The sequence below is a fragment of the Photobacterium angustum genome, from assembly GCF_003026365.1.
In the GTDB taxonomy this organism is placed as follows: Bacteria; Pseudomonadota; Gammaproteobacteria; order Enterobacterales; family Vibrionaceae; genus Photobacterium; species Photobacterium angustum.
Map to the genome: position 1 here is coordinate 238,903 of NZ_PYOM01000002.1, position 25,388 is coordinate 264,290.

Annotated in this window: 11 protein-coding genes; 5 read left to right on the forward strand and 6 right to left on the reverse strand. The window is 39.8% G+C overall.

Translation table 11 applies throughout. The features are described 5' to 3' along the window. Nucleotides 1-16 precede the first annotated feature (16 nt). Both clpA and clpS read right to left on the reverse strand, forming a co-directional pair. On the reverse strand, nt 17-2,284 hold the full coding sequence (gene clpA / locus CTN01_RS03150) for an ATP-dependent Clp protease ATP-binding subunit ClpA (RefSeq protein ID WP_045127822.1): 2,268 nt from the start codon (nt 2,282-2,284) through the stop codon (nt 17-19). 47 nt (nt 2,285-2,331) lie between these two features. Further along, nucleotides 2,332-2,652 carry an ATP-dependent Clp protease adapter ClpS gene (gene clpS, locus CTN01_RS03155; protein ID WP_005368782.1) on the reverse strand — a complete coding sequence of 107 codons (321 nt, stop codon included), beginning with the start codon at nt 2,650-2,652 and terminating at the stop codon, nt 2,332-2,334. A 224-nt stretch (nt 2,653-2,876) separates the two neighbouring features. Between clpS and cspD the strand changes: the two genes are divergently transcribed. Continuing rightward, the gene (cspD, locus tag CTN01_RS03160) at nt 2,877-3,098 is read left to right on the forward strand and encodes a cold shock domain-containing protein CspD (protein ID WP_005368784.1); all 222 of its coding nucleotides are present in this window, start codon (nt 2,877-2,879) and stop codon (nt 3,096-3,098) included. Nucleotides 3,099-3,566: 468 nt separating this feature from the next. On the opposite strand, the gene icd is transcribed toward cspD, so the two are convergent. Further along, nucleotides 3,567-4,820, reverse strand: coding sequence for an NADP-dependent isocitrate dehydrogenase (gene icd, locus CTN01_RS03165; RefSeq protein WP_005368786.1), 1,254 nt, complete (start codon nt 4,818-4,820; stop codon nt 3,567-3,569). A 155-nt stretch (nt 4,821-4,975) separates the two neighbouring features. On the opposite strand from icd, the gene CTN01_RS03170 reads away from it, so the two are divergent. The 4 genes from CTN01_RS03170 (at nt 4,976) to purB (ending at nt 9,184) form a co-directional block, all read left to right on the forward strand. Next, nucleotides 4,976-5,611: a pseudouridine synthase gene (locus CTN01_RS03170; RefSeq protein WP_230626981.1), complete on the forward strand. Its 636-nt coding sequence runs from the start codon at nt 4,976-4,978 to the stop codon at nt 5,609-5,611. A 362-nt stretch (nt 5,612-5,973) separates the two neighbouring features. Then, nucleotides 5,974-7,089 carry a tRNA 2-thiouridine(34) synthase MnmA gene (mnmA, locus tag CTN01_RS03175; protein WP_045149536.1) on the forward strand — a complete coding sequence of 372 codons (1,116 nt, stop codon included), beginning with the start codon at nt 5,974-5,976 and terminating at the stop codon, nt 7,087-7,089. Nucleotides 7,090-7,101: 12 nt separating this feature from the next. Further along, a complete protein-coding gene (gene hflD / locus CTN01_RS03180) occupies nt 7,102-7,719 on the forward strand; it encodes a high frequency lysogenization protein HflD (RefSeq protein ID WP_045129836.1) in 618 nt (205 codons plus the stop codon). A gap of 97 nt (nt 7,720-7,816) precedes the next feature. Next, nucleotides 7,817-9,184 carry an adenylosuccinate lyase gene (gene purB / locus CTN01_RS03185; RefSeq protein WP_005368795.1) on the forward strand — a complete coding sequence of 456 codons (1,368 nt, stop codon included), beginning with the start codon at nt 7,817-7,819 and terminating at the stop codon, nt 9,182-9,184. Between the two features lie 74 nt (nt 9,185-9,258). Here the strand turns inward: purB and CTN01_RS03190 are convergent, their stop codons facing one another. The 3 genes from CTN01_RS03190 to CTN01_RS03200 all read right to left on the reverse strand — a co-directional run bounded on the left by CTN01_RS03190 (nt 9,259) and on the right by CTN01_RS03200 (nt 25,072). After that, a complete protein-coding gene (locus CTN01_RS03190) occupies nt 9,259-9,759 on the reverse strand; it encodes an OmpA family protein (protein ID WP_045127820.1) in 501 nt (166 codons plus the stop codon). Beyond that, complete coding sequence (locus tag CTN01_RS03195) at nt 9,759-13,289, reverse strand: porin family protein (RefSeq protein WP_045149537.1); 3,531 nt, start codon at nt 13,287-13,289, stop codon at nt 9,759-9,761. Before CTN01_RS03195 ends, CTN01_RS03190 begins: the two co-directional genes overlap by 1 nt. 779 nt (nt 13,290-14,068) lie before the next feature. Continuing rightward, nucleotides 14,069-25,072: a DUF11 domain-containing protein gene (locus tag CTN01_RS03200; RefSeq protein WP_244156080.1), complete on the reverse strand. Its 11,004-nt coding sequence runs from the start codon at nt 25,070-25,072 to the stop codon at nt 14,069-14,071. Nucleotides 25,073-25,388: the final 316 nt, after the last annotated feature.

Consider the following 25,388-nt stretch of genomic DNA (forward strand, 5'->3'; position numbering starts at 1 on the left):
TTATCGCATTTAATCACTAATGCGCAGGTTCCATCTCACTGCTGAACTGGAAATCAAGCTCATCATTGATAAAGTCAACACGCACTGAACCACCATTCACTAAACAACCAAACAGTAATTCATTCGCCAACGGCTTTTTCAAGTTATCCTGAATGACACGAGCCATCGGACGAGCACCCATTGATTTATCGTAACCTTTATCTGACATCCAGTTACGTGCACGCTCAGAGACTTCCATTGATACACCTCGCGCATCAAGTTGGGCTTGCAGTTCAACAATAAACTTATCCACTACTTGACTAATAACATCTTTCTCTAGGTGATTAAACCAAATGATATTGTCTAAACGGTTTCTGAATTCTGGTGTGAATACACGTTTGATTTCAGTCATCGCATCATGGCTATGATCTTGTTGAATAAGGCCAATTGATTTACGTACTGTCTCGGTAACACCCGCATTGGTTGTCATAACAAAAATCACATTACGGAAATCCGCTTTACGACCATTGTTATCTGTTAACGTACCGTTATCCATTACTTGTAGTAGTAGATTAAATACATCAGGGTGCGCTTTTTCAATCTCATCCAGTAGCACTACTGAATGTGGATTTTTAATCACGGCGTCCGTTAATAAACCACCTTGGTCATAACCCACATAACCAGGAGGAGCACCGATTAAACGGCTAACTGTATGACGCTCCATGTACTCTGACATATCAAAACGTAGTAGCTCAATGCCTAGCGTACGTGCAAGTTGTACGGTCACTTCTGTTTTACCGACACCTGTAGGGCCAGCAAACAAGAAAGAACCAACAGGTTTATTCTCAGCACCTAAGCCTGCACGACTAAGCTTTATTGCCTCTGTGAGTACATCAATGGCGTTATCTTGACCAAAGACTAGCATCTTCAGTTTGTCATCAAGATGCTGAAGTACATCTCGATCGCTTGATGAAATCGACTTCTCAGGGATACGTGCCATCTTTGCAATCATGGCTTCAATATCACCCACGTTCACCGTTTTCTTACGACGGTTAGCTGGCGCTAAACGACAACGAGCTCCCGCTTCATCAATCACATCAATCGCCTTATCTGGTAAATGGCGCTCATTGATGTATTTAGCTGAAAGCTCTACCGCTGCACGAATTGCTTTATTGGTAAAACGTACTTCATGGTGCGCTTCATATTTCGGCTTCAAGCCCATTAAGATCTTGGTTGTGTCATCAAGAGATGGTTCAATCACATCAATCTTTTGGAAGCGGCGTGAAAGTGCACGCTCTTTCTCAAAAATATTGCTGTACTCTTGGTACGTGGTCGACCCCATGCAACGTAACTTACCACTACTTAGCAACGGCTTAATTAAGTTTGCAGCATCAACTTGACCACCCGATGCTGCACCCGCACCAATAATAGTGTGAATCTCATCGATAAATAGCACGGCATGATCTTCTTTTTCTAACTGCTTTAAAATACCTTTAAAACGTTTTTCAAAGTCACCACGATATTTAGTTCCCGCGAGTAGCGAGCCAATATCAAGAGAGTAGATCACACAATCTTTGATAATCTCTGGCACCTGTCCTTCAACAATACGCCATGCTAACCCTTCTGCTATCGCTGTTTTACCGACTCCAGCTTCACCAACCAACAGTGGGTTATTTTTACGACGACGGCATAACACTTGAACAGTACGTTCTAGTTCTTTATCTCGCCCGATTAATGGATCAATACCACCTGTTTTTGCAAGTTGATTAAGGTTAGTTGCAAAGTTCTCAAGCTTATCTTCAGAATTTGCTTCTGCACGCTGTTCTTCGTTATTTCCCATATCTGATGAATTAACATCATCGTTGTCACTGTCTTTTACAGTGCCGTGAGAGATAAAGTTAACGACATCTAGACGACTAATATCACTTTTCTTAAGTAGGTAAGCGGCGTGAGATTCTTGCTCACTAAAAATAGCGACAAGAACATTAGCACCCGTAACTTCACTACGTCCGGATGATTGAACATGGAAAACTGCACGTTGTAAGACACGCTGGAAACTTAGCGTAGGTTGTGTTTCACGGCTTTCGTCATCAACCGGAATTAATGGCGTAGTTTGTTCAATAAAGGAATCAAGTTCACGACGCAATTGGTCTAAATCAGCGCGGCACGCTAATAAAGCCTCTTGAGCTGCTACATTTTCTAATAGAGCCATCAATAGATGTTCTACAGTCATAAACTCATGGCGCTTTTCTCGCGCACGGGCAAATGCACCGTTCAGGCTCGCTTCAAGTTCTTTGTTTAGCATAAGGCACCTCCCCTAAAAACCACTAAAAATGGCGTGCCGGAAAAAGATTATGCTTTTTCCATAGTACACAACAGCGGATGTTCATGTTCGCGTGCGTACATCATTACTTGCGCTACTTTTGTTTCTGCTACTTCTGCTGTGAAAGTTCCGCAAATAGCTTTGCCTTCATAATGTACAGCTAGCATTAACTGAGCAGCTTTCTCCAGATCCATGGAGAAGAAAGTTTGTAACACTTCTATCACAAAATCCATCGGTGTGTAATCATCATTATTCAAAATTACTTTGTACATCGATGGTGGCTTAACCTGAATCTCTTCCTTTTCTAAAATATCGGAGTCAGGACTAATCCATTCGTATAACTTACTCATAGTTTCATCTTAGTTCATTAGTTCACAAGCTGGCTATAGCGAAGCCAACAAAAAAGATTTTATCAAAATGTTAAAAAGAACACTTGACTGACTTGCTCTTTTTACTAAAGTGTTACCTGTAGTAGATATAATCTGCATCAAAACGCATTAGTATGCAAACTATCAAATGTATTGTTATATGGCTAATGCCAAATGGAAGTTGAATGCAAGAGGGATGTAATAGCATGGCAACAGGTACAGTGAAATGGTTCAATAACGCCAAAGGATTTGGTTTCATCTGCCCTGAGGATGGAGAAGATGATATCTTCGCCCATTACTCTACAATCCAGATGGAAGGATACAGAACACTTAAGGCGGGACAACAAGTTAACTATGAAGTGCAAACAGGCCCTAAAGGCTATCATGCTAGCGAAATCATCCTCGCTGAAGGTGATGAAGCTAAGTAATCTTGTATCTACCACATTGTGTATAATAAAGGTGAGTTTCGCTCGCCTTTAATTTTTTCCCTTCTATCTCAACATCTACAGCATTACTAACAGACAATAATAATAATGTGTTTACTTGTCTACGATCTAATGACTCAATGGACATTAAAAGTACGGCTATCACACGGTTATTCGCTAATCTTGTTCTGTACCAGAGAAATACATCAACATATTATGAATAAAAAGTGCATGACTAAAAAAGCACTCCCCACCGCTCAAATACAAACATATTTTTAACAATTACCCTGCTCTGTTTTCATCATATGCGAAAAAATCAGCGATGAAAACCATTGACTCATAGCCAAATATCACCTTTGAGAAGTTAAGCACGAACCACTGCTCTGAATGCCTAACAAGCAGACAAACTGTGTTTTTTGCATACAAAAAAGCCCAGCAGTGCTGGGCTCATATCTATATGTAATGATTAAATTACATTTGTTCAATCATATCATCCGCAAATTCAGAACACTTACGTAATGTTGCGCCATCCATTAGACGCTCGAAATCATAAGTCACTGTTTTGTTGCTAATCGCAGCTTCCATTGAGCTAATGATTAGATCTGCAGCTTCAACCCAACCTAGGTGACGCAGCATCATTTCAGCAGAAAGGATAAGTGAACCTGGGTTTACTTTATCCTGACCTGCGTACTTAGGCGCAGTACCGTGCGTTGCTTCAAATAGTGCAATGCCATCACCAATGTTTGCGCCAGGTGCGATACCAATACCACCAACCTGTGCAGCAAGTGCATCAGAAACGTAATCACCGTTTAGGTTCATCGTTGCAATAACATCGTACTCAGCTGGGCGAAGTAAAATTTGTTGCAAGAATGCATCAGCAATACAATCTTTAACGACGATCTCTTTACCCGTATTTGGATTCTTTAGAGTCATCCATGGGCCACCATCAAGTAGTTCAGCACCGAACTCTTGTAGCGCAACTTCGTAACCCCAATCTTTGAAGGCACCTTCGGTGAACTTCATGATGTTACCTTTGTGTACCAAAGTTAGTGAGTCACGATCGTTATCGATTGTGTATTGAATTGCAGCACGAACTAAACGCTTAGTGCCTTCTTCAGATACAGGCTTGATACCTACACCACATTGTTGTGGGAAACGGATTTTAGTTGCACCCATTTCTTCTTGTAGAAATTTAATTACTTTATCCGCTTCAGCAGTGCCCGCTTGGAATTCGACACCCGCATAGATATCTTCAGAGTTTTCACGGTAAATAACCATGTCAGTTAGCTCTGGTTGCTTAAGTGGGCTTGGAACACCATCAAAGTAACGAACAGGACGAGCACAGATGTATAAATCTAGCTCTTGACGTAATGCTACATTCAGTGAGCGAATACCACCGCCAACAGGTGTTGTCAGTGGGCCTTTAATCGCTACTTTATATTCACGGATAAAGTCTAATGTTTCTTGAGGTAACCAAGCATCTTCACCGTAAACCTGTGTAGACTTCTCTCCTGTGTAGATTTCCATCCACTCAATTTTACGATCGCCAGCGTAGGCTTTTTTTACAGCTGCATCGACAACTTTAATCATTGCAGGGCTTACATCAACACCAATACCATCACCTTCAATATAAGGAATGACTGGGTTGTTAGGAACGACCAATTTACCATCAGAATCTAGGGTAATTTTCTGACCTTCAACTGGTACAACTACTTTACTATCCATTTTAATCTCCTAGCGTCCATTTGTTATCTTTTTGTAAGATGCGAGCAAATCATACTTGAAATTTTAACGGCACGCCAATTGTGTTATTTTCACGTATAATAGACCTGTCTATACTACAAATCTCCATTACGGCAGTATTTATGAAGCCAAATACCATGATTCGTCAACCTAAACGTTCCAATAATGAGCGCAGGGCATCAAGAAAATTAAATAAACCTAAGCGAGCTCGCGGTCCACAAAAGATCATTTTATTTAACAAACCCTTTAACACTCTCACGCAATTTTCGGGCGAACCCGGCGACAGCACCCTTGCCGATTTCATTCCTGTAAAAGATGTTTACCCCGCAGGACGCTTAGATAAAGACAGTGAAGGTTTGTTAGTTTTAACCAATGATGGTGTGTTACAAGCTAGGTTAACGCAACCCAAGTCAAAACAAGCGAAAGTGTATTGGGTACAAGTTGAAGGCGCACCAACAGAAGCTAATCTGCAAGCTTTACGTGATGGCGTAGAATTAAAAGACGGTATGACACTGCCAGCAGGTGTTGAAGTCATTGAATCACCAATGGTATGGGATCGTAATCCCCCTATTCGCGAACGTAAAAGTATTCCAACGACATGGCTTGCCATTACATTAAAAGAAGGACGTAATCGCCAAGTCCGCCGTATGACCGCGCATATCGGCCATCCAACATTGCGTCTAATTCGCTATCAAATGGCACAATGGACGGTTAATGATCTTGCTCCAGGTGAGTGGCGAGAAGTCACATTAACTACCAGTGAACAATTGTAAACGCTGCTATTGATCTGTGTGATTGTTTCTTATCTCAAATCACACAGATTACCAACTAAAATGTAAAACACTCTTTCTCTTCAAAAAAACTACACATTCATAACTATATCTATTATTATCGACCTAAATAGCAAACGTTTGCGTAGCTAGTAAAACAATCTATTTATACTTTATATTTACGGCTTATTTGGCTGTTACCTATTGTATTAGTAGCGATTTTTCAATTTCGATAATGATATAAGACAGCGCATTACGCTATGTCACTTATTTATTGAAGTGTGATTCTGCTCTCGATCTGTTTCAGCTCAATGCTTTCTGTTAGAATTACGCTCTTAACACTAAATTAGCGACTGAAGAGAAATATGTCAGATAACAGCCAAAAGAAAGTCATTGTCGGCATGTCCGGCGGCGTAGATTCATCGGTATCCGCTTACCTACTCCTTCAACAGGGTTATCAAGTTGAAGGCTTATTTATGAAAAACTGGGAAGAAGACGATAACGACGAATACTGCTCTGCTGCAGAAGATCTCGCTGATGCACAAGCTGTATGTGACAAGCTGGGTATTCCTCTGCACACCATTAACTTTGCAGCAGAATACTGGGATAACGTTTTCGAGTACTTCCTAGCTGAATACAAAGCCGGTCGTACACCAAACCCAGATATTCTATGTAACAAGGAAATCAAATTTAAGGCATTCCTTGAGTTTGCAGACGAAGTACTTGAAGCTGATTACATTGCTATGGGTCATTACACCCGTCGTAGCTTCCCAACTGCGGCAGGCGAAAAGCCACAAATGCTTCGTGGTGTAGATAACAACAAAGACCAAAGCTACTTCTTGTACACCTTAAGTCACGAGCAGATCGCGCGTAGCTTATTCCCCGTAGGTGAACTCGAGAAACCAGAAGTTCGTCGCATTGCGGAAGAGCAAGACTTAATCACAGCGAAGAAAAAAGATTCAACAGGTATCTGTTTTATCGGTGAGCGTAAATTCACTGAGTTCTTAGGCAAATATCTACCCGCTCAGCCAGGTAAAATTGTTACCGCTGACGAAGGTAAAGAAATTGGTGAACACCAAGGCTTGATGTACCACACCCTAGGCCAACGTAAAGGCTTACATATTGGTGGTCAAAAAGGTGGTAATGGTCACGAAGATGCATGGTATGTTGTTGATAAAGATGTTAAAAACAACCTATTGATTGTTGGCCAAGGCAAAGATCACCCGCGCCTAAAATCAAACGGTTTAATTGCGAAGCAATTGCACTGGGTTGATCGTCAACCAATTCGTGAAACAATGGCTTGTACGGTGAAAACACGTTACCGCCAGCAAGACATTCCTTGCACCATCATCCCTGTGGATGATGAAACCATTAAAGTGATTTTTGATGAGCCTCAAATTGCAGTTACTCCAGGTCAATCCGCGGTATTCTACAACGGTGAAATCTGCCTAGGTGGCGGCATTATTGAAGAGCGAATTTAAAGGAGTTTCACCGTGGCTTACACTGTTTATGACCGAACAATCGCCTTTGCTGGTATTTGCCAAGCGGTAAAACTGGTTCAGGAAGTTGCCAAGAATGGTAGCTGTGACAACGATATTCTAGCCGCAACATTAAATAGTATTGTTGAGACGAATCCGTCTAATACTATTGCTGTATATGGAAATGAAGAAAACCTACGTATGGGCTTAGAGTCCATGGTGCGTGATATCGACAATAGCACGTCAGGAAGTGAAATTACTCGCTACTTAGTCAGTGTGATGGCACTAGAACGTAAGTTGGAAAGTCGTCGAGACAGCATGTCGCAGCTTGGTGATCGAATTGATATGCTAAAACGCCAACGTGATCACTTCGAGCTACTTGACGAGCAAATGCTAAGCAACATCGCGAGTGTTTATCTAGATATAATTAGCCCGCTTGGCCCTCGTATCCAAGTATCAGGCACACCTGCGCAGTTACAACAATCTCACGTACAGCATAAAGTCCGTGCGTTGTTACTTGCAGCTGTTCGTGGTGCGGTACTATGGCGTCAAGTCGGTGGTAAACGTCGCCACCTATTGTTTGGTCGTAAACAAATGATCGAGCAAGCAAAAATCTTGCTTGCGCGAAACTAAAAGCGACGATGTAAATATTCATAACATCTAGCTTTGGCTAACCCCTTAGCTAGATGAACAAATTGTTTTAACCCTTATAAATCAGGAGAGACCCAATATGGAACTGTCAGCATTGACTGCTGTTTCCCCAGTAGATGGCCGATACGGAAGTAAAACAAGCGCACTACGCAGCATTTTCAGTGAATTTGGTCTGCTAAAGTACCGCACAATCGTTGAAATCCGTTGGTTACAAAAATTAGCCGCTACTGACGCTATTGTGGAAGTTCCTGCATTCAGCCCTGAAGCTAACGCATTCTTAGATCGTGTTGCTGCTGAGTTTAGTGAAGAAGATGCGTTACGCATTAAAACGATTGAACGTACAACAAACCATGATGTTAAAGCAGTTGAGTACTTCCTAAAAGAAAAAGTTGCTGAGTTACCTGAGCTTCACGCAGTTAACGAATTCATCCACTTTGCATGTACATCAGAAGATATTAACAACCTTTCTCACGCGCTTATGCTAACTGAAGCACGTGAAAAAGTAATGCTTCCAGAAGTACGTAACGTGATTGATGCGATCAAAGATCTAGCAAATCAATTCCGTGATATTCCAATGCTTACTCGTACTCACGGCCAGCCAGCTTCTCCATCTACAATGGGTAAAGAAATGGCAAACGTGGCGTACCGCATGGAACGTCAATACAAACAAATCGAAAACGTTGAAATTCTTGGTAAGATCAACGGTGCTGTAGGTAACTACAACGCTCACCTTTCTGCTTACCCAGAAATCGATTGGCACCAGTACAGTGAAGAGTTCGTGACCTCTTTAGGTATCACTTGGAACCCTTACACAACACAGATTGAACCACACGATTACATCGCAGAGCTATTCGATGCATTCGCACGTTTCAACACTATCCTTCTAGACTTCGACCGTGACGTTTGGGGCTATATTGCACTAGGTCACTTCAAGCAGAAGACGATTGCGGGCGAAATCGGCTCATCAACAATGCCGCACAAAGTTAACCCAATCGACTTTGAAAACTCTGAAGGTAACCTTGGCCTAGCGAATGCTATCTTCGGTCACCTAGCACAGAAACTGCCTGTTTCTCGCTGGCAGCGTGACCTAACTGACTCAACAGTACTTCGTAACCTAGGTGTAGGTTGTGGTTATGCAATTATTGCTTACACATCAACACTGAAAGGCATTAGCAAGCTAGAAGTTAACGCCGATGCACTAGCAGCAGAGCTTGATAAGAACTGGGAAGTACTAGCAGAGCCAGTACAAACAGTGATGCGTCGTTACGGTATCGAGAAGCCATACGAAAAGCTAAAAGAATTGACTCGTGGTAAGCGTGTTGATGGCGAAGGTATGCGTGTATTCATCGATGGTCTTGACCTACCAGAGCATGAAAAAGCACGTCTAAAAGAGCTAACACCAGCAAACTACATTGGTGATGCTGTTAAGCTAACTGACAAGCTATAATTTCGTTATAAACGAGATCATAAAAGGCGAGAAGGTTGACCTTTCTCGCCTTTTCTTTATCTCGAATTTATCGATTAGACTTCCGTGAACATCACCAAACCACGGCGGTTCAATGCATTGGCTTTTAAGCTATGTCCTTTCACTATGGGATTCTTCTCGCCAAAATATTTCACTTCAAACTGGTAATGACTTTCATCAATTCGCGCTTTTAAATAGCTTTCAATCGCATGTGAACGACGCAGCGATAAAGCTTCATTGTAGCTATCACTGCCTTGATAGTCGGTATGACCTGCAATTAATATATCACCTGAAAGTGGCTTAATTTTAGCAATAAAACCATCTAACTCTTTAATATCTTCTGATTTTAAAACCGCTTTATCAAAGTCAAAATGCGAGATCAAAGACAAGTATATTTTCTTATCTTCCGCTATTGTTTTCGACTTAAGCTCTGCAATTAAAAGCTTCTTCACGGTGAGATCATCAAACTTATTGATGTTTTCTTGGCTAACATAAGTATCCGTTGAGCAACCACCCAATAACGCTAATAAACATAATACGAAGAGTGATTTTTTCATTAGAATTTACCTACTAAGTTAATGAAGACGCCTTTCGCGTTGTAATCATCGTTATGTACTAAATCATCATCAAATTTAGAAAAGTTATAACCCACACCAATTTTCACATTATCATTAATATGTTTATTCACAGACACTAATGCACCTTGCTCTAAATCATCGGTCACACGATCTTTTTTCCAGTGATACTCACCCGTTACATCCCAATCTTTCATCACTTTATAGCTTGCACTGACACCAGTTAGGAAGATCTCGTTCTTCACTGGCACATCACTGCTGTCTTTACGTTTATAAAGCTCAGATTTTTTCTTGTAAGCCCCTTTCAAACCAACATCAACATGGGCATTGACCGAATAAATCGTTTCACCTTCAATAATATGGCTCTTCTCATTATTGGTATCTTGCTCTTTTGAACGGTCAGTTTGATCGTAGTCTTCTAAATAGGTGTAGCGAGTTAAAAAGTTCAAGCGATCATTAAAAATAGGACGATAAGCTAAACCCACACTACTTTCTGTGTAGCGTTCAACGACTTCGTTTTTCGTTTCATCTTTAGATTTCGAGTAATTAAACTTACCAAACAAGGTGTATTCATCGGTAAGGTGATGGACATAACGGTTAGTGGTAACAAATTGAGTAACTTTGCTATCACCTTTATCGACACGGTATTCCACTTTATTTTTTAAACTGTAATCGTCTTTATCAACCGATGTATAAATACTAATCCCACTTCGCTCAATATCACCATTATCAGTACTTTTTAAGTTACTCTTTTCAAACGCAATCCCCGCGTCAATGTCATCACTCACATCATAATCAAAACCAAAGGAATTCACTTTCCCTTTGCCATTATTATCATCCACAAACTGATTCTCTTGATAGAACGATAACGAATCAGTTAGATCGGCTTTCTGACCAAAAACAATATTATTTTCGTTATCATAATCTTCTTGGATATAACTCGCATAAGTGGAATAGTCATCGTTAACTTGGTAATCTACTTTCGCTTGCAGAGAATCGCCGCGATCACCTGTGGCATATTCACCGGATAACGTCCAGTCATCATTCAGTGCAAACTCGGCACCCACTGCAACGCTATCGTCCTGATCAAAACTCTGACTGGCATTAACGGTTTTCTGCCCTTTAACGTAAACACTGTTGTCATCATTAAATTCATAATCGGCACGAACGCCTACCAAATCACCAGAGCTTTGCTGAGCATCATTATTAAGCTCATTAACATGACGACCAGCTGCGGCAATTTTTAGATATTCGGTAACTCGGTATTGAGCTTCGACTTCAACACGTTCGGTATCAGTAACTGTTTTACCGCCGCTGTCTTGCTCATCTAAATGATCAAATCGGGTAGTTAATTGTGTACGATCTCCAAACTGCAAACGTAGCTTCGAGCCATAAGCTAATTGTGCCAAGTTATCGTCTTGACTAGCATAGGAGTAATCCAAGTCTTTATCACGGTACCAAGCTTCAATATCGTTACCGACAGCACCAAAAGTTTCAGGCATAAGATCATATAAACTTGCAACAGCATGAACTTGGATCATGTCACCTTGACGTTTAGCACTTGGATCAGTATTTTCAATTTTATCGAAACTTAAACCACCGTCTTTTGATAAATAGTTACTGTCCGTTTGCTGCCCTTCAGAGTGAGAGAACTCCGCAGTTAAATAGCTTCCTTCCGTTGCTTTTAAAGTTAAATCAGCGCCTGATAACTGGTAGTCCTGGTTATCTTTTTGCTCTTGTACGTAAGTACTGCCAAGCGCAATATTATCGGTAAGCCAACCTTTTACACGACCACCAGCAGTCATTTGCTCTAGTGATTCGCTACCGTTTGGCACATATTCATAATCAACCGATAAGTAGTTTTCTAGATCGTTACTGGTTGATGAATCTAATACCCCATCACTACCAGATTGTGACTGCTGACTTAATGGTTTATTTAGCACAATACGACCTTGAAACGGGTTAATGGTATAATCACGACCCGATTGCAAGGTTTTACGGCTTTCCACAACACCTGTTTTACTGTTACGCACAACGAGAGTGACTTTGTCGCTGCCTGGTACAATTTCACCGTGACGAGTGCTGTATAAGCTACCGCCAGTACCTAAGAATTCATCATGAGAAGATAAGGTGTCAGCTTGTGAAGCAAAAGCGGTAACAGCAAGCCGATCATCACCAAATGACGTGGTTTGACGAGTACGATAATCCCCTTTAAAACCATATAAGCTACGGCTGTAATCTGCGTTTTCAGTACCTGTTAATCCAGTATTGAAATTACCCCACATGGCACTAGATTTGTCATATTGCACATCAAGATAGACTTTACCTTTGGTATTAACTACTTTCTCAATATTGGCTTCATCACCATAGTTGCCGTAATACATTTCGTCGTCATCGTCTAAGATGTCAAATACCGTTGTGTCGTCTGCGGCAAACGGATGTTTGAACATATCTTTTAACGCCGATTCTTTGGTATCAACATGGGCAACAACCTGAAGCTTGTCGCCAAACTTACCTTGACCGAAATACGCTAATCGACCACGGTTATAAATATCACCTTGGTATTGTTCATCAACAGCAAGTACGTCTTTATTACCAGAAACATGGTTACGGCCAAAATACAGATCCACTAAACCAGCTTGAGCATAGTAAGTATCGGGAATACGAACAAATAGCTGGTAATCACGCTCTTTGCCATCGTCATATTTCACTTTAACTGGGAACATATACGCATCTGTCGGCAAGTACTTTTCAACATACAATTTGCCATCTTCAACATCATACTCATCATCACCAATGGTTACAGTATCAACACCTTTAAGTCCTGTACCCATCATTTTTGCCATGCCTGATGACGTGGGAATGTTATGACGCATCAATGTTGCACGACCGTAACTGCGCTTTTCATTGTTATCAAGTTTATCGATTTCCACTTGTTTATCAGCACGGACTAAATCAGTAACACCGAGTGTCGATACATCCATGTTGCCATCTTTATCCCAAACCTTGAGTCTAAAGATCAGCTGCTCTCCTGCTTTGAACTGATAGCCAGTCTCTGTATTACCATCCCACTCAATATCAAAGTCATTACTCAGCTCATTACCTTTCAAGACTTTTAATGGCTGAGATAAATGACGATCTTTGCCACGATAAACTGAGAGTTGCCACTGCTTAATATAATGAGAGTAATTAGTTTGAATATTAAAGCGAAGGCTATCTGTCACCTTATTATGCTCAACTTCCACCTCATCACTGAGATCCACATTAAGTTCGGGTGAAAACTTAGTAATATCACGAGTAGCCCAAATAGCTCCCTCATCAAGATAGATACGAGAATTGTCTTTCTGAGTATGAATATCAGTTTTAATATTGGTTGACTCTGAGCTTAATAATGTCAACTCAGGCTCTGATGTTTGAGTCGTATTTTGATCGATGACAGATTGCGCTTGTACCATTAATGGGAACGCTGAAATGATTAATACTGTTATTTGACTTAATTTAAACGTTTTCACTAGAACCTCTTGTCGGTCACTACGCTGATTTAAAAACGTAGTAACACTGATACGAGCACTTTATTCTGAATTTTTTATCCCTTTATTTTGCTCGCTATATATTGATGTTCTGTACAAGCAAAATTACGTAAAGGCTGATATGAAGAGGCTAACAATTGCTGTTAAATGGGTTAACTCATAAGTATTGAAATGTTTTGATTTTGAATTTCAGAGAAAAAAACACTGTTTACGTCAATTAATATAAAATACAGGGCAAAATAAAATCATCATGAAAAATTAAGAGAAGTAGAATTTCTACCCTCTTAATATAAAAAAAATAAACAATTAAAATCATAAACTTGCAAGAAAGATTGTATAAATTTATCATAACGAAAAGTTTTGAATCCAATTTTCAGAATAGTATTAGCAACCAGATTAAAAGCAATTTATTACTACTTCTTATTGTTTTATCTAAAAATTACGATTAAAACCCTTCCGTTCTTTAATCATAAGAAATTAAAATTATTTCGCTGTATCAATTTATTTTTAAATATTTCACATCTCATAGATAGGTGTTAATACTCGTCAAAGCATATAGTGAAATATATCTAGAGATATAAAACAGCAGGACAAGATAGATTAATACGTACACTGTTATTCATTACTATATAAATGATGGGCCAGTACTCATTAAATTAATGGGTATGGGAGCGACTCTTTGATATCAAAAAGAGTCTGTAAAAATAGATATTAAAAAGGCTGATGAGAATGCATCAGCCTTTGATTTATCACTTAACTAATTAATGTTTGGTCTGAACACTGAAGTTAAACTTCGCCAGTGCGTGTGGTGTTATACGCTGCACTTTAGGGTTTTCACTGATCACTTTCATTCCTGTTGGTAAAGAATCAGTATCAACTTTCACAAGGAAGTTCTTACCTTTATTGTCTTTTACCCATTGATCAGGAATATGGTAACGACCAAATTGGTCGGTTTCGATCTTGATCCCTTCCGTGGTAATTAAACGAACTCCAGGAATACCATCTTCATAAATACCCACGTTTTCAATCACGATTTCCCAAACATATCCTGTTTTTGCTTGGTATAGATTACGTGTCACATTGAGGTTCTCCGCTGAAAGCCCTTGTTTGGTATCACCAGTTAATGTGCGCGTGATCTTACCATCAGTACCAAAGTGAACATGAGTACCGTTGCTTGTTGTTACGCTAAAGGCAAACGATGTAGCTGTTGTCGTTTTGAAACGGAGCACAGCTTTGTTACCTTGTTTCAAGGTTCGGTTTTGCGATTGGCCCATCAATGTTTTCACTGTAATAGCACTGCTAATAGGTGCTGCTTGTTTCACATCACTCACTACTGTCGTTTTACCGTCACGCATTAAGGTTGTTGAATTAGCAACATAATCCCCTTTCGGAAAGTCCGTTTTTACAGTAATGCCTTTCGCTGTTGCATCGGCTTGGAAGCCATCGCCATTTAAGTCTTCAAATACTTTACCTATGATGGATGCCGTATCAAATAACTTATCCGCTTCGACTTCAACTGTCGCTTTATCGGTATTCGACTTATCTTCACCTCGTATCTGCGCAACGGCGGTATTCACATATTTACCAAATGTCACCCCGGTACTAACACGCATTAAATAACGTACACGTACTTTCTCATTTGATTTCAGGTTAACTTTTCTAAAGGTTAATTGCCCCGACATCGCTGGCTCTTGGCTCAAAGGTTCATCATCTGGCGTATCAAATTCACCATCAGAGCCACTGTGAACGATTTGGGTTGAACCCTCAACATACTGAAAACCAGCAGGGTAATGATCGACAACCGAGACATCATAGAAGTTCGCTTTATTGTCGTTCTCCACTATCACTTCATACTCAACCACATCACCCACTTGTGCTGTTGCTTTTGATGCTGTTTTTGTTAGCTTCAAGTCGTATTCTGGGAGCATAGGTTTTACTGTTGATGCTAGCTTTCCTATATTAATGTTACGAGGTGTCGCTTTAACAATTGCCTTGTTATCTAAATAAAAGGCTGCATAGTCGATAACACCCACTAAATTTTTATCTACTGTGGTCGTAAAGGTATAAACCACTTTACTGTGTGGAGCGATGTGCAATCCCGTTTGTACATCTTTACCATCAGTGTAACTACCTACCGTTGTACCACGTTCAGTTCCTGTCGCTTTCGTTACGATTCTCCAATCTGTGTAAGCTGGGATTTGACGACCGCTATAATCTGCAGTATTCACTTTTGAAAACTCACTCATAAAGCCAACATTGTTAGCAAATGCGTCCGTATTATTTTCTAAAGTAATGGTATAAACCACGGTTCCACCCAGAACATAGATAAATTCGTCATCCCCCGTATTATTAGCATCATAGTCCGTTGTCGTAACAATAGTACCTGTAATATCAGGTTGTAATGGCGGTACAAAATTACTAGGAATATCCTGATCATTCACCGTTGCAATATTTTGCAAAGATCCATTAGCACTATCAACCACAGTACCAATGACTCTAAAGGTAACAGTCTGCTTTGGAGGCAGATCAAGTAAGAACTGAGTCTCTGTTTGCGCTTGAACCTGTGCGCCTTGTGGAACGGTCTCTACAACAAACTTTGTGCTGCCTTTTACAAAAGCAGGACCTATTGAGCCATCGCGGTATTTCACCTCTATCTCACTCATATCATCATTAACAACCATGTCATCAATCATGTTGTTCGATGTATTAGTGATGCTTAACTCAAAGCTTAAACCCTTATTAATAATATAATGTGATTCAACACTTGCTTTGGTTGCTTCAAAACTAGTTTTCTCAGGCTTTACGGTTGCCGTTGACTCCTGCTTGTTCTCACCAACTGTTATACTCGCAGTGTTAGTAATATCATCGATAATATCATTAGCAGCAGTGCCTATTACGGTGAATATCACAGCATCTAGCGGCGCAATATCCATCACCACATTCACATCTTTATTTTCAGGTAAATCTTGCTTTAGTTTGTTTAAATCGACATCCATCACTTTGGTGTTTTCATCACCAGCAATATAACTCACTTTCCAATGTGTTAATGCGGGTGTTGATTGACCTAAATTTGTTGTTGCTTCTATTTTGCTGATCAGATCTTGTAGCTCTACATGAGCGGCAAAACCTGCACCAGTATTTTCAACTTTAATATCAAAACCTACTTCACCACCATTTTGGTAGGTTGGGTTCATTGCTTCTTTGGTTAAAACAACAGCCCCTTCAATAGGCTCAATTGTCACTTCAGCATTATGATCATCACCATTAGTGTCGATGGCATGAGCGATATTGGTAATAGATCCAATCACGTTCTTATTCACATTTGCAGCAATATTTACCACCACTGAAGCGTTAGGCGCGATATCTAAAATGATACTTTCATTGCTTTCTTGCCTAACAACCTTGCTATCACCTAAGTCAGCAATTTTCATCACAAGCGAATTGGCATCAAAAGCACTGCCTGTTAATGGTGACGTTGGTGTGCCACCAGCAATTTCAGCTTCAATTTTTGATACTTCATCTTTGATATTTATGCTCGTCGCCCAACTCGCTTTGGTGTTATTCACTGTCACTGTGTAATTCACGGTTTGACCTGGAACAAACTCGCTAATATCAGCTGTTTTCTCAATCGTGATTTCAGATGCTTCTGGCGTGATAATCACTTCATTTGAAGCTTGATCATTCGCATAGGCAGTATTGGCAATATTACCGACAACATCGCTTGTAACCTGAGCATCAACGGTTATCACCGCTTCACTGTTTGGCGCTAAGTCCACTAATGCCGATAAACTACGATCAGGATTAGGTTTGACATAACCTTCGCCAGTAGTGACCTTGCCAGATATCACTTTGATTGATGATTTATCAAAAGCTAACCCTGTTCGATGACCTGCAAGTTCAGTTGTAATGCTATTAAATGCATCTGTCACTTTTACATTTGTTATCCATGCATCTGAATTATTCTTCAGAGTTAGGCTGTACGTCATGGTGTCACTCGGTACAAACGTTGGCTTGTTTACGGCTTTCTCTAGCGTAAATTCACCTTGCGTTGGAGTAATTATCGCTTCAGCAGATTTATTACCCGCCATTGCCACATTAGTAATATCCCCAACAATATTGCTTGCAACATTCGCCTCAATGTTAAAGTGTACTTTGCCATGTGGCGCAAGACTTACCATTGCCGATTCACTAGTAGTATTTATATCAACAAAGCTACCAAGGCTACCTTCAGATGTTGCTGAAGCCTTAATCGTTGCTGGATCAAACGCAGCTACTTTTGTACCAGTTGGATCAAATGCTTCGATTTTTGATACTTCATCTTTTAGCAGTACATCCGTTACCCAGCTATCAGAATCATTTAACAATGTAACTGTGTAAGTGATCTTCTGACCTTGAATAAAGGTATCAGTATCAGCGCTCTTAGTTAACGCAAAGTCCCCTTGCTCTGGCGTAATTGTTACCGTTTCAGATGGCGTATTTTCTTCACCTGCATAAGCGGTGTTATCAATTGCACCAATCACGTTATCAGCTACAGTAGCCTCAATCGTAAAAGTAACGTTACCGTCAGGTTTAATATCTGCAATAGCATCAATATTGTCAGTGACGTTATTGGTTACAGATGAGCCATCAGATGCTTTAGCAACTACTGATACAACGCTGAATACCACACCTTTAACGGGTGAACTCGCGCTATGTGCGATATCAGCTTCAATCGCTTTTAGATCATCTTTAATCGGGAAGTTATCTAACCATGTACCACCTGTATTTTTTACTGTTACTGTATAAGTGACTGGTTTACCCGGCACAAAGGTTGCCTTATTAACCGATTTAGTAATAGTAAAGTCACCACTCTTAGGAACAATCGTTACCTCTGCCGTTTTATCATTCGCCGTTGCGACATTGGTAATATCGCTAACCACGTTTTCAGCGACTTTAGCTTTAATTGTTAGCTCAACAGCACCTTTAGGAGCAAGATTCACTACCGCTGATTCATTAGCAAGATCAGATTCGATATAGCTTTTATCTGTTCCCTTTACATGCCACTCATAGCTAATACTTGACGATTCAAATGCATTTTCATCATTACCATCGTGAGATAGAGCCATGATCTTAGAAACTTTATCTGATAACTGAATATCAGTGATCCAGCTATCACTGCTGTTTTCAAGTGTCACTACATAAATCACTTCCTGACCTGTCACGAACTCAGCAATATCTGCCGTTTTCGTTAAGGTAAAGTCACCTGATTCTGGTGTAATTGTCACCATCTCTGATGGTGTGTTGTGATTACCTGCGTAGGCTATGTTATCGATATTGCCGATAACATTCGCTGCTACCGTTGCTTTAACCGTAAATGTCACACTGCCTTGCGGCTTAATGTCAGCCGTTGCATCAATAGTATCGGCTGCTGTGTTAGTAACTGTTGAATCTGGCGTTGAAGATGCTGTTACTTCAATTGCACTAAAGGCATTGCCTTTCTCTTTACTGCCTGAAGTTCCAATCACATCAGTTTGGATTGCTTTTAGATCATCCTTAATTGGAAGATCATCTAACCACGTACCGCCTGTGTTATTTACGGTAACGGTATAAGTAACAACTTGTCCCGGTACAAATGTTTTAATATCCGCTGATTTATTAATATCAAATTCACTTGCTTTAGGAGTAATTGTCACATCTGCGGCTTTATCATTGGCTATTGCTTCATTGATAATGTCACCGACAATGTTGTCAGCTACTTTCGCCTTAATGGTAAAGATCACTTTGCCTTTTGGCGCTAAAGATACCGTCGCTGATTCATTCGCTGAATTAACATTAACAAAGCTCTTAATTGCACCTTCTGATATCCAAGTAAAGTTAATACTAGATGCGTCAAATGCAGGTACTTTTACTCCAGCATGAGAGTCAGCAACAATCTTCGTTACTTGATCTTGAAGTGAAATATCGGAGATCCAAGCATCGCTACTATTACTTAACGTTACGCTGTACGTTACTTCTTGACCGGTTACATATGTCTCAGTATCTGCTGTTTTGGTTACCTCAAAATCACCTTGCTTAGGCGTGATAGTGACAATTTCAGAAGGCGTATTATCACTTCCTGCATAAGCGGTGTTATCAATTGCACCAATAACGTTATCCGCAACGACAGCTGTCACTGTAAATGTCACCGACCCTTTCGGTTTAATATCAGCTACAGCGTCAATGTTATTCGCTACTTTGTTTGTAACAAATGAGCCATCAGATGCTTTCGCTTCTACTGATACAGAGATAAAAGCTACGCCTTCAGTCGGTGATGTCGCATCATGAGCAATATCAGCTAAGATAGTCGTTATTTCATCCTTGATCGGCAAATCATTCAGCCACGCATCACCTGTATTTTCTACTGTGATGGTGTAGTTGATCTCTTGCCCAGGCGTGAAAGTTTTATCTTCATCTGCCACCTTTTTATCAATAATAAAGCCACTACTTTGTGGTGGGATCTCCTGTGAACTGTTATCTAAACCATTCACAAATGCGTGGTTAGGTTCAATCACACCAACCGCGGTATCTTTAATCATTGCCTCAACGGTAAAGTACACGGTTTGTTGTGGCGCAATATCCAGTTCAGTATCAAGCTGCTTATTATCTAAAGGCGTATTTACAGGTACAAAGGTATCAGGCAAGCCAGATACACCACCTTCAACACGATAAGTAATGCGATAATCACTATAAGCAGGCTCATTCTTATCACCCGCTACATCAACGTTTACATGTGATACAACGTCTTTAACCGTGATGTCATTAGCCCAGTTATTTGAACTATTTTGAACCTTAATTTCATATGTCGCTTTTTGTCCTGGAATATAATAGCTATTCGATGTGAACGGCTTACCATCAAGCTCAATCACATTTTTTGATGCACTAATATCTTTAGACTCAGGTGTTAATACAGCATCATCACTCTTCTTACCGAACACTGCTGTATTGGTAATATCCCCCAATGCATCATCGCTAATGGTAGCATCCACTAAAATCGTTATTTTGCCGACTTTAGGCGCAAGCACAGCCTTAGCTTTAATATCATTCTGCCCAGTTGTCAGTGGGATTGTTGTAATGCTACCGTCAAATACAGGCGTATTAACAGTCCAATGGCTGAAAGGAGTAGCTGTTGGATCTTGCTTACCGTCACCTGATAACTCAGCGACATTAGTAAGTAATTTACTTAATTCATCTTTCAATGCCACGGTGTAACTCGTACCGTAACCTTTGTTTGATAACTCAATTTTGTATTGGATTTTTTGGCCCGGTTGGTAAGTCTTGATTTCCTTACCTGCACTATCCATAACAATTTTCATTAGCTCAACATTGGCTGGCAGCATTTTAGAGACAGGAGATTTAGGATGTAGCCTGTCTCCAACATTTGCCACATTTTGGAATGTACCAACAATGGTAGGCTTAATATGCGCTTTAATATTAAACGTCACCACATTTTCAGGACCAATATCAACTTTTGTATCAAGTACTTGAGTTGAAGATGCAAAGCCTTCCACTTTACTAAATGCATCTTGACGAGCAAAAGCGTAGTCAATCAATACATCATCAAAAACAGGCTCTTCTCCACTATCAACGGTTTTTGCAGTGATAGAAGATAGATCATCTTTTATCGATAAATTATCAATATTCGCAGTACTTTGGTTGGTTACCGTCACTTGATACTCAATGTAACCACCCGGCATATAGCCTTTAAGATCTGGCAGTTTATTTTTCTCATCATCGTAATATGCAACTATCGTCTTGTTAGCAATGTATTTTCCGGCAACGGGGTTAGTGACTACTTCGGTGGTATTACCATTCACATCTAAGTTATTGGTAATTGGGCCAACCGCATCCTTATTTACGACAGCATTAACACTATAAACAGCAGTACCACCTAAAGGAATAATGGTGTCCGTTGTATTTATGCTACCAGCTTTGTCATAATGACCAGCGAAATACCATGTTTTATATTCACCACTATATTTGTCCGTTGTTGTAACAGACGAGAACGCAGGAGCTTGATTACCATCAACATCCAGCACCATTACATCAGCAAGTAAATCCTTAACATGCACATCAAAAGCATGAGCTTTTCCCGTGTTTTTAACGGTTAAGGTGTAATGTAATGATTTACCGGGTTCATAACTTTTCTGATCAACCTTTTTTTCAATCTCCAATTTAGGTTCATAAGGCTCCACCACTAAATCAGAATCGTTATTAAAGGTAATATCACCCACAGCATCTTCACGGATCTTACCTGTTACGGTATAGATCACTTTCTCCCCCGGAGCGACATCAATCACCGTATCGATATTCTTATTATCAGCAACGGTACCGTCTACCTTGCCATCTGTTGAAGTTGATGGTGCATCGTGAGTTTTTTTTGATTCTTTTTTTATAACGTCAACCGTGAATTCAGGACCTGAACCATGATCAAACGGATTACCTTCTGAGGTTGTACCGTCTTTATTAATGGTCTTAACTTTCAAGCCTTCTAGGTTCTCCAAAATGGCTTTGTTATTCATGTAGCCCAAGTTTGAAGAAGCCGTGACGGTATAAACGATTTCTGTTTTACCCGGAATATAATGAGATTCACTTAAATGACGAGTGATATTTCCACCGGTTGATGCTCGTTGTACCGATGCATCGGCATAAGCTGTGATCTCTTCCATTCGACCATTTTTAGGTGAACGATAAGTCACTTTAGCAACATTTTGTAGCCAATCATCAACCACATTGTCTTTAATGATGGCTGTAATTTGGTAAGTAACGCTATCACCGTCTTCACCTTTTGCCTTCAGTGAAATGTGATCGCTTAAATCAACATTTGTATCAAATGCTTGATAACTACCACTACCGATCTGCTTGGTTATTTTCCAAGAACGATAGGGTGTTCCTGTCGTATCGGCGTCATGGTTATCACCATTATTTGCTAGTGCAATATCAAGGCCTGAGATCTGATCGCTAACAATGACATGATCAACTTGATGTGCACTGTTATTTACAACATGTACAGTCCAAGTGTACTTATCGCCAGGGTGGTAACGTTTAAAATCAGGATCGCCATACTTATAAATACTAACGCTATTACCCGTCACGCCGTCTTCTTTTACATCCACAGAGGCATCAAAATGTTCACCTGAATTGTCATCAACAGTTGCAACGTTAGTGATTATTCCTTTACCTATCGCATTATGAGACACAATCCCTTTAACGTGGATTCGAAGCGTTTGATGAGGAGCCAAATCAAAACGAGCACGATCTAAATCTTTCGTCCCGTTCATTGCCGAAGATTCCGAGTTAGGAAAACCAAACAGTTCAGTACCTTGACCGCGATCTGTCGTTGATGAGTTTATATCATCATCAATCACTTCCCACCAAATTTTCCACGAATCAAAAATACCCAAACTAGAAATAGAATCAGTAACATGACCATCATTCACATAACCATCACGTTCGTAGTTTTGAATATCAATGGTGTAATCAAGTGGCTGATCAACGGTGTATGTTTCTGTTGAAACTAATTTACGTAAACGAATACGCGGCTCAGCAGGAACGACATCAACGTGAGTTGTTTTGATGACGTCACCTGTACGTGCTAATTCAGCTTGTGCTTGGTTAGTGAATTTTCCCCAAACCACGTGATCTTTACGACGAGGATCAATCTGTGCCGTTACAATAAATGTTACCGAGCCATCAGCTGGAACATTAATAACACTCTCTAAATCTTCATTATTTTCAGACGCTGTAACAACTTCCGCCCCACCGTCAGTATCCGTTGATACGGTCCATGACGTGAATACAGGCACCTCTTCACCCGCTTTTTCAAGTAACTCAGCTTTTATTTGAGAAATAGCATCCGTCACTGTCACATTTTTGGCAAAGCCCGCTGGAGATGGATTGGTTACTTTAATGGTGTAAGTAAACTCATCATCGTTATAACCGTACGCACGCCCCCCATCACGATTGGCGCCTTTAACATGCTTCTCTATCTTTAATTTTTCTAAACGAGGCATAGTAATAACAGTTGATTTACCTTGTTGTGTACCTTCACCGGCATAAGCCGTATTAGAGATAACACCGACAATGTCTTGTTTAGTCATAGCGGTAACAATGTATTTCACCGACTCATTCGGGAAAATAGTTGCTTTTACATCAATAGGATTTTTATTTAAATCACCATTAACATCAGGATTAGAATGTGGTCCCTGCTCTGTCGTTACATGAATATCAGTAAATGGATATACCTTCTTACCGTCAGCATTCTCTGCCGTGATTTCATTTAATTTATCAACCACAGGAATATCAAGTAACAAACCATTCGATGGGTTTTTTACTTCAATGGTATAAGTAATATCTTCACCCGGAGTGAACTTGTCTTGATCTACCGATTTCTTAATTTGGATCTTACCCTTTGGCATATCAATACCAGAGCCAGATTCATCAAAGTCATCACCACAAGCATTAGAATCTTGAATATGTCCAATCGTGGTGTCTTTCACTTTTGCTTTGATCGTATATTCGATATAAGAATTTGGCGCTAAATCGACCACAAAGTTAATGTTATCCGTTCGATGTGCCGACGGGTTATTCGCAGCAACACCAGCATCAGTACCTTTAGCAGTATTTTCTGCATCAATACTGTCGATATACCAATACTCAAATGGCGCCTCATCTGCACCTGTCGATTGCGTAGTGGTAGGACATGTCATCAGTTTATCTAATAAACTAATGTTGTTAGCAAACTTATGCTTATCTTTATTTGTAACTCTTAATACATAAGTAATTTCATCACCCGGTGAATACTCACTTTCAATCACCCTTTTCGTATTCTCTGTCGTGTTTACAAGCTGAGTGTTTGTATTCACTAATGCAGTTTCAGCAACTTGTTGTTTTTTTGCATCAAGCAACAATGCTTTATTACTGATCTCTGCAATAGCAACAGCTGTTGTTGTCGCTGTCACCGTATAGGTAATTTTACCCTTAGCAGGTAATGTCACTGTGTCATCAAGATCAGCATCTTTAAGAGGAGAAGACAATGAAGAATCAGCACCGTTTTCAACGGCGACAATAATATCCCATGATGTAAACGGGCTAGACTTATCTTCATCGATATGTGACCAGTTACTATTGTCGTCGATATTATTATTTGCCGCTTGTGACTGGATTGATGAAAGCGTATCAATCACATGATAATTACGTGCAGTACCGGCATGAGCAGCATTTTCAACCACTACGGTATAGGTAATTTTCTTACCTGTTTGATATGCCGTATTAGCAACGGTTTTAGTAATAGAAAGCTCTGGCTGTAAATAACCAGTGACAACCGCATCTAGTTTCTTTTTAAACCAGAAGCCCTTTTTAAATGAAACATGATCACTGGTATTAATATCGCTGATAGCATTTTCAACAGTCTTAGCTGTAATGATATAAGTAATTAACTCAGAAGGAGCAACTACAATATTTGTCGACACTAGATTCCCAGAAGTATTAAATACACCAGCATCACTATTATTACCAATAGTATCAACTTTATTAGAAACAGAAGAAAAGGCATTACCTTCACCTCCGGAATCAAGCATCGTAGTAATATCTGCAATTGATGCATTTAAATTTATATTTTTATAAGTAGTATCTTCAGAATTATTTTTAATGGTTAATGTATATTTAACTGATGAACCTGCATCATAATTCTTTGGTGCACTTATTGTTACCACCAAATCATCGGTAATATTAGCTTGCGCTGGAAGCACAGATAAACCAGTTATACATATCAATAAAGATAATATGAATCTTACTAATGTTGATAACAAAGGCATAAGCTTTCCGTATATCTTCTTATTAATTATTTCCACACCTTATTAATACTGACTAGGTGTCCCTATAAATGAACATTAACAAGAGAAAGATACAGGGTTAACTCATATGTTATGAATAATATTGAATTAAAAAATCAGAACACCACCGATTAGATAGGAAGCAATTTATAACACCCATCGCTCCAGTAACGGAAAACACAAAACCCAACAAAAACATAAATTTAATAACTTACAAAAGATAATGCAACAT

What these genes read in the sequence shown, in the direction of transcription:
- CTN01_RS03170 (WP_230626981.1), top strand. Translation starts at nt 4,976, where the DNA reads ATGATTCGTCAACCTAAACGTTCCAATAATGAGCGCAGGGCATCAAGA.
- CTN01_RS03190 (WP_045127820.1), bottom strand. Translation starts at nt 9,759, where the DNA reads ATGAAAAAATCACTCTTCGTATTATGTTTATTAGCGTTATTGGGTGGT.
- cspD (WP_005368784.1), top strand. Translation starts at nt 2,877, where the DNA reads ATGGCAACAGGTACAGTGAAATGGTTCAATAACGCCAAAGGATTTGGT.
- clpS (WP_005368782.1), bottom strand. Translation starts at nt 2,652, where the DNA reads ATGAGTAAGTTATACGAATGGATTAGTCCTGACTCCGATATTTTAGAA.
- clpA (WP_045127822.1), bottom strand. Translation starts at nt 2,284, where the DNA reads ATGCTAAACAAAGAACTTGAAGCGAGCCTGAACGGTGCATTTGCCCGT.
- mnmA (WP_045149536.1), top strand. Translation starts at nt 5,974, where the DNA reads ATGTCAGATAACAGCCAAAAGAAAGTCATTGTCGGCATGTCCGGCGGC.
- purB (WP_005368795.1), top strand. Translation starts at nt 7,817, where the DNA reads ATGGAACTGTCAGCATTGACTGCTGTTTCCCCAGTAGATGGCCGATAC.
- icd (WP_005368786.1), bottom strand. Translation starts at nt 4,820, where the DNA reads ATGGATAGTAAAGTAGTTGTACCAGTTGAAGGTCAGAAAATTACCCTA.